This window comes from Siccibacter colletis, from assembly GCF_000696575.1.
Taxonomy (GTDB): domain Bacteria; phylum Pseudomonadota; class Gammaproteobacteria; order Enterobacterales; family Enterobacteriaceae; genus Siccibacter; species Siccibacter colletis.
This window is the reverse complement of record NZ_JMSQ01000011.1, coordinates 25876-38208: the sequence shown is the minus strand read 5'-3', so window position 1 is coordinate 38208 and position 12333 is coordinate 25876. Positions and strand designations below refer to the sequence as shown.

10 protein-coding genes are annotated in these 12333 nt (G+C 58.5%); 2 read left to right on the top strand and 8 right to left on the bottom strand.

Features of this window, described 5'->3' with window-relative positions; all coding sequences use genetic code 11:
- Position 1: 1 nt before the first annotated feature.
- Both cysD and cysG read right to left on the bottom strand, forming a co-directional pair.
- Positions 2-910 carry a sulfate adenylyltransferase subunit CysD gene (gene cysD / locus ET34_RS0113425; protein ID WP_031522878.1) on the bottom strand — a complete coding sequence of 303 codons (909 nt, stop codon included), beginning with the start codon at positions 908-910 and terminating at the stop codon, positions 2-4.
- 61 nt (positions 911-971) lie between these two features.
- Positions 972-2387 (bottom strand): siroheme synthase CysG, encoded by a 1416-nt coding sequence (gene cysG, locus ET34_RS0113420; RefSeq protein WP_031522876.1) that lies wholly within the window; start codon positions 2385-2387, stop codon positions 972-974.
- 245 nt (positions 2388-2632) lie between these two features.
- On the opposite strand from cysG, the gene ET34_RS0113415 reads away from it, so the two are divergent.
- A complete protein-coding gene (locus tag ET34_RS0113415) occupies positions 2633-3682 on the top strand; it encodes an aminopeptidase (RefSeq protein WP_031522874.1) in 1050 nt (349 codons plus the stop codon).
- A 314-nt stretch (positions 3683-3996) separates the two neighbouring features.
- On the opposite strand, the gene cysH is transcribed toward ET34_RS0113415, so the two are convergent.
- The 3 genes from cysH to cysJ form a co-directional block, all read right to left on the bottom strand.
- A complete protein-coding gene (gene cysH / locus ET34_RS0113410; RefSeq protein WP_031522872.1) occupies positions 3997-4728 on the bottom strand; it encodes a phosphoadenosine phosphosulfate reductase in 732 nt (243 codons plus the stop codon).
- 63 nt (positions 4729-4791) lie between these two features.
- A complete protein-coding gene (gene cysI / locus ET34_RS0113405; protein ID WP_031522870.1) occupies positions 4792-6504 on the bottom strand; it encodes an assimilatory sulfite reductase (NADPH) hemoprotein subunit in 1713 nt (570 codons plus the stop codon).
- Positions 6504-8309: an NADPH-dependent assimilatory sulfite reductase flavoprotein subunit gene (cysJ, locus tag ET34_RS0113400; RefSeq protein WP_031522868.1), complete on the bottom strand. Its 1806-nt coding sequence runs from the start codon at positions 8307-8309 to the stop codon at positions 6504-6506. Before cysJ ends, cysI begins: the two co-directional genes overlap by 1 nt.
- Before the next feature lie 327 nt (positions 8310-8636).
- On the opposite strand from cysJ, the gene queD reads away from it, so the two are divergent.
- Positions 8637-8999: a 6-carboxytetrahydropterin synthase QueD gene (gene queD, locus ET34_RS0113395; RefSeq protein WP_031522866.1), complete on the top strand. Its 363-nt coding sequence runs from the start codon at positions 8637-8639 to the stop codon at positions 8997-8999.
- A gap of 54 nt (positions 9000-9053) precedes the next feature.
- Here the strand turns inward: queD and queE are convergent, their stop codons facing one another.
- From queE to eno, 3 genes are all read right to left on the bottom strand, one after another.
- Positions 9054-9725 (bottom strand): 7-carboxy-7-deazaguanine synthase QueE, encoded by a 672-nt coding sequence (queE, locus tag ET34_RS0113390; protein WP_031522865.1) that lies wholly within the window; start codon positions 9723-9725, stop codon positions 9054-9056.
- Between the two features lie 111 nt (positions 9726-9836).
- Positions 9837-10859: an alcohol dehydrogenase AdhP gene (adhP, locus tag ET34_RS0113385; protein WP_031522863.1), complete on the bottom strand. Its 1023-nt coding sequence runs from the start codon at positions 10857-10859 to the stop codon at positions 9837-9839.
- Between the two features lie 162 nt (positions 10860-11021).
- A complete protein-coding gene (eno, locus tag ET34_RS0113380) occupies positions 11022-12317 on the bottom strand; it encodes a phosphopyruvate hydratase (RefSeq protein ID WP_031522861.1) in 1296 nt (431 codons plus the stop codon).
- Positions 12318-12333: the final 16 nt, after the last annotated feature.

Sequence of the window (12333 nt, the reverse complement as noted above, 5' to 3'; positions counted from 1 at the left end):
CTTAGAAATAACCCTGACGTTTCTTCAGCTCCATAGAGCCTGACTGGTCGCGGTCAATGACGCGGCCCTGACGCTCGCTGGTGGTGGAGACCAGCATCTCTTCGATGATCTCAGGCAGCGTCTGCGCGGTGGATTCCACCGCACCGGTAAGCGGCCAGCAGCCGAGGGTACGGAAGCGCACCATACGCTGCTTAATCTCTTCGCCCGGCTGCAGGTCAATGCGATCGTCGTCGATCATCATCAGCATGCCGTCGCGCTCCAGCACCGGGCGTTCAGCCGCCAGGTAGAGCGGAACGATTTCGATATTTTCCAGATAGATGTACTGCCAGATATCCAGCTCGGTCCAGTTGGAGAGCGGGAAGACGCGAATGCTTTCGCCTTTGTTGATCTGGCCGTTATAGTTGTGCCACAGCTCCGGGCGCTGGTTTTTCGGGTCCCAGCGGTGGAAACGGTCGCGGAAGGAGTAGATACGCTCTTTGGCGCGGGACTTCTCTTCGTCGCGGCGCGCACCGCCGAAGGCGGCATCGAAACCGTACTTGTCCAGCGCTTGCTTCAGCCCTTCGGTTTTCATGATGTCGGTGTGCTTGGCGCTGCCGTGCACGAACGGGTTAATGCCCATCGCCACCCCTTCCGGGTTTTTATGCACCAGCAGCTCGCAGCCGTAGGCTTTGGCCGTGCGGTCGCGGAATTCATACATTTCGCGGAATTTCCAGCCGGTATCGACGTGCAGCAGCGGGAACGGCAGGGTTCCCGGATAGAACGCTTTACGCGCCAGGTGCAGCATTACCGACGAATCTTTGCCGATGGAGTACATCATCACCGGATTTGCGAATTCGGCCGCCACTTCACGGATGATATGGATGCTTTCCGCCTCCAGTTGTCGCAAATGGGTGAGTCGTTTCTGGTCCATATCCTTTCCTTTCCGGCCCGGTCACACCAGGCATTAACGTTACAATCAGGGTGGTCCGACGCTAGGCCAGATCCACCACGGCGGGGCGATACCCCTCCGCCTGTCGATGGGGTTGATACCAGGCAAGCTGCGCGTGCAGCGCGACCACTTCGCCAATCACCAGCAGGGCTGGCATCGGTGCCTGGTTTGCCAGGCTTTCAAGCTCCTCAAGCGTGCCGGTGAGCACCTGCTGATCCTCGCGGGTACCGCGGCTGATCACCGCCACTGGCGTTGCCGCGTCGCGGCCGTGCGCGATCAGCTGCTGGCTGATTTCCGCCGCTTTCATGGTGCCCATGTAGATGGCGAGGGTCTGATGGCTGCGCGCCAGCTGCGCCCAGTCAAACGGTGCGCTGTCGGCTTTGTAGTGCCCGGTCACAAAGGTGACGCTCTGGGCGTAGTCGCGGTGGGTCAGCGGAATACCGGCATAGGCCGTGGCTCCCGCTGCCGCCGTGACGCCGGGCACCACCTGGAAAGGGATGCCGGCCTGGGCGGCGGCTTCCAGCTCCTCACCGCCGCGCCCGAAGATAAATGAATCGCCGCCTTTCAGGCGCACCACGGTTTTGCCTTCCCGCGCCAGATCCACCAGCATCTGGTTGGTTTCATGCTGCGGCACGCCGTGCTCGCCGGCGCGTTTGCCGACGCAGATGCACTCCGCATCGCGGCGCACCAGGTCGCGCACCGCATCGCTCACCAGATGGTCATAGAGCACCACGTCCGCCTGCTGGAGCACCTGCAGCCCGCGCAAGGTCAGCAGCCCCGCATCGCCAGGCCCGGCGCCGACCAGAATAATTTCGCCCTGCTGCGCATCCGGCTGCGCCAGCTCTGCTGCCAGCGCCTCCTGGGCCGCCTGCTCGTTGCCGGTCGCCATCAGGCTGGCGAAGCGGCCGCGAAACGCGCGATCCCAGAAGCGACGGCGTGCATCAGTGGTCGGCAGTGCCTGCTTCAACTGCTCGCGGAACTGCCCGGCGACCTCAGCCATACGGCCCAGGCTGACGGGCAGCAGCGCTTCAATTTTTTCCCGCAGCAGGCGCGCCAGCACCGGTGCGTTGCCCCCGGATGAGATCGCCACCACCAGCGGCGAGCGATCGACAATCGACGGGAAGATAAAGGAGCACAGCGGCTGGTCGTCCACCACGTTCACCAGACGCTGACGGGCATTGGCCTCGTCGAACACCTGGCGGTTAAGCGCCCGGTCATTGGTGGCTGCAATGACCAGGAAAACCGCGTCAAGCTGCGAAGGGGTAAATTGTTGCGCCAGCCAGTGGATCTGCTGCTGGTCGGCCAGCTGCTGCAGCGGCGCGCTGAGCCGGGTAGCCACGACCTGCACGTCAGCCCCCGCGCGTCGCAGCAGGGTAATTTTGCGTTCGGCAATCTCGCCGCCGCCGACAACCAGCACCGGGCGGCCTTTTAGCGAGGCGAATAAGGGGAGATAGTCCACAGCGACACAACTCATTAACAGTAAGGGCCAGAGGTGACTATAGGGGTGGGGTGTCAGCGAATGAAATTACGAATTGGAATGAGTAGTTCCACAAAAGAATAAACGCTGGCAAAAGCTCATGACAAAAAGTGCTAACGCGGCGTGAAAAGCGGGCCGATATCACAATAAACACGGGCAAGGCGTTTTCGAATTACTTACAATTTGAAGAAGTTTCATCTTCCCCCCTCTCTTTCAAAGGACGAATTATGTTTTCCGCGTTGCGCCGTGCGGCGTTGGTCGCTGCCCTCGGCGTGTGCTTCTCTTCCCAGGCCTGGGCCGCGCCATCGACGCCCAAACCCGGCGCTGTGGCGTCACAGCATGCCCGCTACCTGGCTACCGTCTTTCCCGGCAGGATGACCGGCTCCCCGGCAGAGATGCTGGCCGCTGATTACGTGAATCAGCAGTTTTCCCGTATGGGTTACCAGAGCGATATCCGCGAGCTGGATATCCACTACCCGTACCGCCACGCCGCGCGCCAGGTTGACTGGCAGCACGTCAAAGGCCATATGGTGATTGCTGGTAAGAAAGCCGCATCGCCGTACCAGATCATTGTGATGGCACATCTTGATACCTTTGCGCCACAAAATGACAGCGACACCCGGAACAATCTCGGCGGGCTGACCTATCAGGGGCTGGATGACAACGCGGCGGGCGTGGGAGTAATGCTGGAACTGGCCGAGCGCCTGCGCGATGTGCCCACCGACTACACGGTGCGCTTTATCGCCTCCAGCGGCGAAGAGGAAGGCCGCTTCGGCTCGATTAACTACGTGGAAAAGATGAGTGCACGTGACCGGGTCAGCACGCTGCTGGTGATCAATCTCGATAACCTGATTGTCGGCGACAAGCTCTACTTCAACAGCGGGAAATCGACGCCTGCCGCGGTGGTGAAGCTGACCCGCGACCGCGCGCTGGCTATCGCCGCCCACAAAGGCATTCGCGCGACCACCAGTCCGGGGCTGAATGCGAAATACCCGAAAGGCACCGGCTGCTGTAACGATGCCGAGTCCTTTGACCAGTACGGCGTGCCGGTTCTGACCGTTGAAGCGACTAACTGGTCGCTCGGCAAGCACGATGGCTATCAGCAGGTTGCGCGAAGCAAAGCCTTCCCGGACGGTAACGCGTGGCATAATCCGAAGCTGGATAACATTACCCATATCGACAGCGCCCTGCCCGGGCGGGTAGAGAAGCGCAGCCGCGACGTGGTAAACGTGCTGTTGCCGCTGATTACCGAACTGGCGCAGAGCAAGCGGCAGTAAAAAAGGGGAGCGCGGCTCCTGATGCTTATCGGCTAAGTGCGTAGGGTGGGTAAGTGGAGCGCACCCACCTTTTAATACGCAGCAGTGGCGGGTGCGCAAGCTTACCCGCCCTACCGAGCTGGCGCAGAGCAAGCGGCAGTAAAAAAGGGGAGCGCGGCTTCTGATGCTTGTCGGCTAAGTGCGTAGGGTGGGTAAGCGGAGCGCACCCACCTTTTAATACGCAGCAGTGGCGGGTGCGCAGGCTTACCCGCCCTACCGAGCTGGCGCAGAGCAAGCGGCAGTAAAAAAGGGGAGCGCGGCTCCCCTTGGTGTGATTACTCGTGCAGCCCGCACTCGCGCTTCAGGCCGAAGAAGCGCGTCTCCTCTTCCGCCATGCCCGGTTCCCATTTCCGTGTGGTATGGGTGTCGCCCACCGAGAGGTAACCCTGATCCCACAGCGGGTGATATTTCAGGCCATGCTTTTGCAGATACTGGTACACGGTGCGGTTATCCCAGTCGATGATCGGTAGCACCTTAAACACCCCGCGCTGCACGCCCAGCACCGGCAGCTCGGCGCGGCTGCCGGACTGTTCGCGGCGCAGGCCAGCAAACCAGGTTTTCGCGTTCAGCTCGTGCAGCGCCCGGTTCATTGGCTCGACCTTGTTGATGTCGTTGTATTTCTCAATGCCGTCTACGCCCTGCTCCCACAGCTTGCCGTAGCGCGCCTCCTGCCAGGCCGGACTTTGCGCCGCACGGTAAACCTGCAAATTCAGGTTCAGCTTTTCGGTCAACTCGTCGATGAACTGATAGGTTTCCGGGAACAAGTAGCCGGTATCGGTGAGGATCACCGGAATATCCGGGCACTGCTGCGTCACCAGGTGCAGACAGACCGCCGCCTGAATACCAAAGCTTGAGGAGAGGACAAATTCGCCCGGCAGATTTTCCAGCGCCCAGGACACGCGCGCTTCGGCGCTCAGGGCTTCCAGTTGAGCATTGGTTTCTGCCAGCGCCTGAGCGCGATCGGGTTTAGAGAGCGTATGCAGCGCGTTGAGATCGAGTAAAGACATGTTCACCTCGCAGGTATGTCGCCGGAGAGGAGGTTATTCCCTCTCCGGCGTGAAAGAGAGACGCTATTCCCAGAAATCACGCGCCGGGTCGAGCACCGGACGAATAATGCCGCTGCGCACCGCGAAATCACCAAAGCCTTCGCCCGCGTCGCGCTCTTTCGCCCAGCGACCTACCAGCTCATCGATCGAGGCCAGGATCTCCGGCTCGGTGATGTTTTCCTTGTACATGCGCGGGATACGCGTGCCGATGCGGTTGCCGCCGATATGCAGGTTGTAGCGCCCCGGCGCTTTGCCTACCAGACCGATCTCCGCCAGCATCGCACGCCCGCAGCCGTTCGGGCAGCCGGTGACGCGCATCACGATATGGTCATCGCCCACGCCGTGCTTGGTCATGGTGGCTTCCACCTTATCGACAAACGCCGGCAGGAAGCGCTCGGCCTCCGCCATCGCCAGCGGACAGGTCGGGAACGCGACGCAGGCCATGGAGTTTTCACGCTGCGGCGTCACGGCATTCATCAGCCCATGAGCCACCGCCAGCGCTTCAATTTTTGCTTTCTCGCTTTCCGGCACGCCGGCGACAATCAGGTTCTGGTTGGCGGTGAGGCGGAAGTCGCCTTTGTGGATCTTCGCGATCTCCAGCAGCCCGGTTTTGAGCGGACGATCCGGATAGTCGAGAATACGTCCGTTCTCAATGAACAGCGTCAGGTGCCACTTGTCGTCGATGCCCTTCACCCAGCCGATACGGTCGCCGCGGCCGGTGAATTCGTAAGGGCGGATCGGGGCGAAGGTGATGCCGGCGCGGCGTTCCACTTCGGCTTTGAACACGTCAACGCCGACGCGCTCCAGGGTGTACTTGGTTTTGGCATTTTTACGGTCGGTACGGTTGCCCCAGTCGCGCTGGGTGGTAACCACCGCCTCCGCCACCGCCAGGGTATGCTCCAGCGGGATGTAGCCGAACTCGCTCGCTGTGCGGGCGTAGGTATTTTTATTGCCGTGTTCGATGGAGAGACCGCCGCCCACCAGCAGGTTGAAGCCCACCAGCTTGCCGTTTTCAGCGATGGCGATGAAGTTCATGTCATTGGCATGCGGATCGACGTCGTTCTGCGGCGGGATCACCACCGTAGTTTTGAACTTACGCGGCAGATAGGTTTTACCGAGGATCGGCTCCTCATCGGTGGTCGCCACTTTCTCTTTATCGTGCCAGATCTCTGCATAGGCGCGGGTCTGCGGCAGCAGGTGCTCAGAGAGCTTTTTCGCCCATTCATAGGCTTCGGCATGCAGTTCCGACTCAACCGGGTTTGAGGTGCAGAGCACGTTACGGTTGACGTCATTCGCCGTTGCCAGCGCGTCAAGGCCCACCTCATGCAGCATCTGATGCGCCGGTTTGACGTTCTTTTTCAGAATGCCGTGGAACTGGAAGGTCTGGCGGTTGGTGATACGGATGCTGCCGTAAAGGGTTTTATCCCCGGCAAACTTATCGATCGCCTGCCACTGTGCAGGAGTGATAATGCCGCCAGGCAGACGGCAGCGCAGCATCATGGCGTGGCGCGGCTCCAGCTTCTGCTCAGCGCGCTCGGCGCGGATATCACGGTCATCCTGCTGATACATACCGTGGAAACGGATCAGCAGGAAGTTATCACCGTTGAAGCCGCCGGTGAGGCCATGATTCAGATCTTCCGCAATGGTGCCGCGCAGATAGTTGCTCTCGCCCTTCATGCGCTCGGCATCGGCCAGCTTACCTTCGACCACCAGAGGGCCGGGATGTTTATCGCTCATTAGTAGACATCTCGCTGATAACGGCGCTCTACGCGCAGCTCACTTAAATATTCATCCGCCGCTTCGGTGTCCATGCCACCGAATTCGACGATCACGTCCAGTAAAGCCTGCTCAACGTCTTTGGCCATGCGACCGGCATCACCGCAGACGTAAATGTGGGCACCGTCATTCAGCCAGCGCCACACCTCTGCGCCCTGTTCGCGCAGTTTGTCTTGTACGTATATTTTATGTTCCTGATCGCGGGACCAGGCGAGATCGATGCGGCTCAGTACGCCCTCTTTGACGTAGCGCTGCCACTCGACCTGATACAGGAAATCTTCAGTAAAGTGCGGGTTGCCGAAGAACAGCCAGTTTTTACCCGGTGCTTCATCGGCGGCACGCTGCTGCATAAAAGCGCGGAACGGCGCAATGCCGGTGCCAGGACCAATCATAATCACCGGGGTTTCCGGGTTGGCCGGCAGGCGGAAGTTGTCGTTGTGCTCGATGAATACACGCACCTCGCCATCCTCTTCAACGCGGTCGGCGAGGAAGCTGGATGCGCCACCCGCACGCGGGCGGCCTTCAACGTCGTAACGCACGACGCCGACCGTGATATGCACTTCGCTCTCAACCTCAGCCTGAGATGAGGCGATAGAGTAGAGGCGCGGCGTCAGCGGACGCAGCAGGCTGATAAGCTGTTCGGCTTCCAGCTGCGCCGGGGCGAAACGCACCATATCGACAATCGGGGTAAGGGCGGCATAGTGCTGAAGCTTGCTTTTATCCCCTACCATCTCCAGCAGCGTCTCGTTGCGTGACAGCGCAGCGTAGTTCTCTACGATAGCGGCGGTATTCACCGTCAGTTCAAAATGCCACTGCAGCGCTTCGCTCAGGGCCAGCGCTTTGCCGTCAATCTGCACCAGCTCGTCACCTTTAAGCCACAGTAGCTCGACCAGCTCGTTAACCAGCGCCGGATCGTTTTGATACCACACGCCAAGCGCATCCCCCGGCTGGTAACGCAGGCCGGAATCGCCAAGATCGATCTCCAGATGGCGCACGTCTTTATCCGAGTCGCGACCGGTGATCTTCTGGTTCACCGCCAGGCTGGCGCTCAGCGGCTGCTCTTTGGTATACGGCGTGGAATCGACCAGGTTGACGGCACCGCTGGCAGCACTGGAAACCTGAGCCGGAGAAGCGGCCGGTGCGCGCGCTTTGAGTACCGACACCACGCTGGCGCGCCACGCTTTCGCCTGCTCCTGGTACTCCACATCGGCATCGACGCGGTCCAGCAGGCGTTCACCGCCGAGCTCGGCAAGTTTGCTGTCGAAATCTTTACCTGACTGGCAGAAGAACTCATAGGAGCTGTCGCCGAGGCTGAACACCGCGAAGGCGGTACCGTTAAGCTGCGGCGCTTTTTTAGAGAACAGGAACTTATGCAGCGCGACGGCCTCTTCCGGCGGCTCGCCCTCACCCTGGGTCGAGGTCACCACCACCAGCAGCTTCTCCTGAGCGATCTGCTTGAACTTGTAATCCCCGGCATTCACCAGGTTAACGTTCAGATTCTCCGCCAGCAGCTCGTCACGCAGCGCTTCCGCTACGCGGCGGGCATTGCCAGTCTGGGAAGCGGAGATAATAGTAACGCCCGGCGTTTCAACCGCGACCGGCTGTGCCTGCGCGGCTGCACCCGGCTGCTGATTGAGCACGCCCCAGAAGTAGCCGGACACCCAGGCCAGCTGAGTGGGCGTAAGATCGGTGGTAGCGGCCTGGAGGCGCGCCAGTTGCTCCGGGTTAAGCGGAAGCAATGCTGAAGGTGGGGCCTGAGTCGTCATGCGTCGTTAAGTTCCAGTAGCAAAGCTGTTTCGCACCCTGTCCGTGCGGGAATAACAGAAGAGAATGTAAGGTTAACGGCGAGGATAATAACAACTAAAGAAGGGTTGGAAATAATAAATAACCAAATCAACTAATCGTTTTTTTGGGTAGTTAATAACGTTAAAAGTGGTTAACTAAGTCGTTGATAAATAGAAATTTTTTGTAAGGTGGTGCGGTCTGCTACGCGCTTCGCTGTATATGCGGGTTTTAGCTAATGCGAAAAAAAGGCAATTCCGGTAGTATGCAGCGGTTTTAAGCCTTATTTTTAGCCATACTGAGACGCTGTTATGCCAACCACGCTGTTTAAAGATTTCACCTTCGAAGCCGCCCACCATCTCCCGCATGTACCGGAAGGCCACAAATGCGGTCGCCTGCACGGGCACTCGTTCATGGTGCGCCTGGAAATTACCGGCGACGTGGATCCGCATACCGGCTGGGTAATGGACTTTGCCGAGCTGAAAGCGGCATTTAAGCCGGTGTATAACCGCCTCGATCATTACTATCTCAACGATATCCCGGGCCTTGAGAATCCGACCAGTGAAGTGCTGGCGGCGTGGATCTGGAATGAGATGAAACCGGTGCTGCCGCTGCTGAGCGCGGTGATGGTGAAAGAGACCTGCACCGCGGGTTGCGTGTATCGCGGCGAATAAGCGTGGTCTCACCTGCCCTCTTCCAGCGGGAGAAGGCAGGGTGAGGAAAAACGATCAGGCGATGTTCAGATACTTGTGGGTCTGCATCGACAGCCGCCAGTTGCGGGCGATACAGGTTTCAATGCACAGGCGCGTGGCGTCTTCTTTCTGACTGATCGGCTGAAGCGCAATCACGCGCTGCTTATGGTCATCAAGCGTCGCCAGTAACTCATCCAGCGCTTCGATATCGCGCATACGCCCTACCGGATGTTTCACTTCATCCGCACGCTCCAGCGCCTGGGCGAGCACGTCGTATCCGCCTTTCATGTTTACCTTCGGCGACACCGTTACCCAGGTGCCAGTGGTGCAACGCACATCGTGCGTACCGCTGGTTTCTATCTGGCAGCTGAAGCCGAGCGCTTCCAGCGCCATGGTCAGCGGCATCAGATCGTGAATGCAGGGTTCTCCACCGGTGATCACGACGTGGCGCGCGGTCCAGCCCTGACGCTCAATAATCGCCAGCAGCTCTTCACTGCTTGCTGCGCCCCACTTATCGCTCTCTTTGGTTTTGGCGAGCACGCTGTACAGCGACACTTCCCGATCGCTTAACTTGTCCCAGGTGTGTTTGGTATCGCACCAGGCACAGCCTACCGGGCATCCCTGCAAACGGATAAAAATGGCGGGAACGCCGGTGAAGTAACCCTCGCCCTGGAGAGTCTGGAACATTTCATTAATCGGGTACTGCATGATTCACTCTTGGTTGCGGTAAACCGTGATTATCGCAGAACTCAGCGCGGGGGTCATCTGTTGTGGCACCGACGCCCTGAGGCACCGGTGCCGGCTCGTTATGCAGAACGCTTAACGGACTGATTTATGCTTAAAATCGATAACCATGCGCCCTTTAATCTTCCCACTCTCCATTTCGTGGAAAATGGCATTGATGTCTTCGAGCGGGCGCAGCGTTACCGTCGGCTTCACCTTGCCTTCAGCCGCGAACTGGAAGGCCTCCGCCAGATCCTGACGCGTGCCGACCAGGGAGCCCACCACTTCAATACCGTCAAGCACCAGGCGAGGAATGTTCAGGCTCATGGATTCTGACGGCAAACCTACCGCCACGATACGCGCCCCGGCGCGCACGGCATCAACCGCGGAGTTAAACGCGGCTTTCGCTACCGCGGTGACAACGGCGGCATGCGCCCCGCCAGTCTGCTCCTGAATGATTTTCGCAGCATCGTCCGTGCGCGAGTTGATCACCAGGTCAGCGCCGCTCTCTTTGGCGAAATCGAGCTGTAAATCGTTAACGTCTACCGCGATGACCTTCGCGTTAAACACGTTTTTTGCGTACTGCAGCGCAAGGTTACCGAGGCCGCCAAGCCCGTAAATCACAATCCACTGACCCGGCTTGATGTTGGATACTTTGACCGCTTTGTAGGTAGTGACGCCCGCACAGGTAATGCTGCTGGCGGCGGCGGAATCGAGGCCATCCGGCACTTTTACCGCGTAATCGGCCACCACGATGCACTCTTCGGCCATGCCGCCGTCTGCGGTGTAGCCTGCGTTGGTCACGCTGCGGCACAGGGTTTCGTTACCGCTGTTACAGTATTCACAGTGGCCACAACCACGGAAGAACCAGGCGACGCTGGCGCGATCGCCGGGCTTGAGAGAGGTCACGCCCGGCCCAACAGATTTCACGATACCGATGCCTTCATGGCCCAGCGTGCGGCCGGTGACATCACCGAAATCACCATTTTTAACGTGCAGATCGGTGTGGCATACACCGCAGCACTCCATGCTGAGTAACGCCTCGCCGTGCTCAAGCGGACGCACAGTTTTATCAATAATTTCAACGGAATGATCTTTGCTGACTACGGCTGCTTTCATCACTGTCTCCTTACCTGTTATTGATGACCCACCTACACTGAACCTCCTTTCAGTGAAGCGCAACTTTCCACCTTTGCGTAACTAAAGATTGAGAAGATGGCTACGTTTCGCCCATAAAAAAACCCGCCGAAGCGGGTTTTTCTACGTGAAGCGGCAGTAAAATTACTGACCTTTCACTTCGCGCAGGCCGTTGAACGGTGCACGGTCGCCCAGCGCTTCTTCGATACGAATCAGCTGGTTGTATTTCGCAACGCGGTCAGAACGGCTCATGGAACCGGTTTTGATCTGGCCTGCAGCGGTACCCACAGCCAGGTCGGCAATGGTAGCGTCTTCAGTTTCGCCAGAGCGGTGAGAGATAACGGCAGTGTAGCCCGCATCTTTCGCCATCTTGATTGCAGCCAGGGTTTCGGTCAGAGAACCGATCTGGTTGAATTTGATCAGGATGGAGTTAGCGATGCCTTTGTCGATACCTTCTTTCAGGATCTTAGTGTTGGTTACGAACAGGTCGTCACCAACCAGCTGGATTTTGTCGCCCAGTACTTTGGTCTGGTAAGCAAAACCGTCCCAGTCAGATTCGTCCAGGCCATCTTCGATGGAGACGATCGGGTACTGTTTGGTCAGGTCTTCCAGGAAGTGGGTGAACTCTTCAGAGGTGAAGGCTTTGTTGCCTTCGCCAGCCAGCACGTATTTGCCGTCTTTGTAGAATTCAGACGCTGCGCAGTCCATCGCCAGGGTGATGTCTTTGCCCAGTTCGTAGCCTGCTGCTTTTACCGCTTCCGCGATAACAGCCAGCGCTTCAGCGTTGGAACCCAGGTTCGGCGCGTAGCCGCCTTCGTCACCTACAGCGGTGTTCATGCCTTTAGACTTCAAAACTTTTGCCAGGTTATGGAAAACTTCAGAACCCATACGGATGGCTTCTTTCACGGTTTTCGCGCCAACCGGCTGAATCATGAATTCCTGGATATCAACGTTGTTGTCTGCGTGCTCGCCGCCGTTGATGATGTTCATCATCGGCAGAGGCATGGAGAATTTGCCCGGCGTGCCGTTCAGCTCAGCGATGTGCTCATACAGCGGCTGGCCTTTAGAAGCAGCTGCTGCTTTGGCGTTCGCCAGGGAAACGGCCAGGATGGCGTTTGCACCGAAGTTAGATTTGTTCTCAGTACCGTCGAGGTCGATCATGATCTTATCGATGCCAGCCTGATCTTTGGCGTCTTTGCCAAGGATAGCCTGAGCAATCGGGCCGTTAACCGCGCCAACAGCTTTGGTTACGCCTTTACCCAGAAAACGGGATTTGTCGCCATCACGCAGTTCCAGCGCTTCGCGGGAACCAGTAGAAGCACCTGACGGAGCAGCAGCCATACCAACAAAACCGCCTTCCAGGTGAACTTCCGCTTCAACAGTCGGGTTACCACGGGAGTCGATGATTTCACGACCGATGACTTTAACGATCTTGGACATTGGGTTTTCCTCTAGC

Coding starts and splice junctions, on each gene's coding strand:
- queE (WP_031522865.1), bottom strand. CDS start 9,725: ATGCAGTACCCGATTAATGAAATGTTCCAGACTCTCCAGGGCGAGGGT.
- queD (WP_031522866.1), top strand. CDS start 8,637: ATGCCAACCACGCTGTTTAAAGATTTCACCTTCGAAGCCGCCCACCAT.
- cysD (WP_031522878.1), bottom strand. CDS start 910: ATGGACCAGAAACGACTCACCCATTTGCGACAACTGGAGGCGGAAAGC.
- cysI (WP_031522870.1), bottom strand. CDS start 6,504: ATGAGCGATAAACATCCCGGCCCTCTGGTGGTCGAAGGTAAGCTGGCC.
- eno (WP_031522861.1), bottom strand. CDS start 12,317: ATGTCCAAGATCGTTAAAGTCATCGGTCGTGAAATCATCGACTCCCGT.
- cysH (WP_031522872.1), bottom strand. CDS start 4,728: ATGTCTTTACTCGATCTCAACGCGCTGCATACGCTCTCTAAACCCGAT.
- ET34_RS0113415 (WP_031522874.1), top strand. CDS start 2,633: ATGTTTTCCGCGTTGCGCCGTGCGGCGTTGGTCGCTGCCCTCGGCGTG.
- adhP (WP_031522863.1), bottom strand. CDS start 10,859: ATGAAAGCAGCCGTAGTCAGCAAAGATCATTCCGTTGAAATTATTGAT.
- cysJ (WP_031522868.1), bottom strand. CDS start 8,309: ATGACGACTCAGGCCCCACCTTCAGCATTGCTTCCGCTTAACCCGGAG.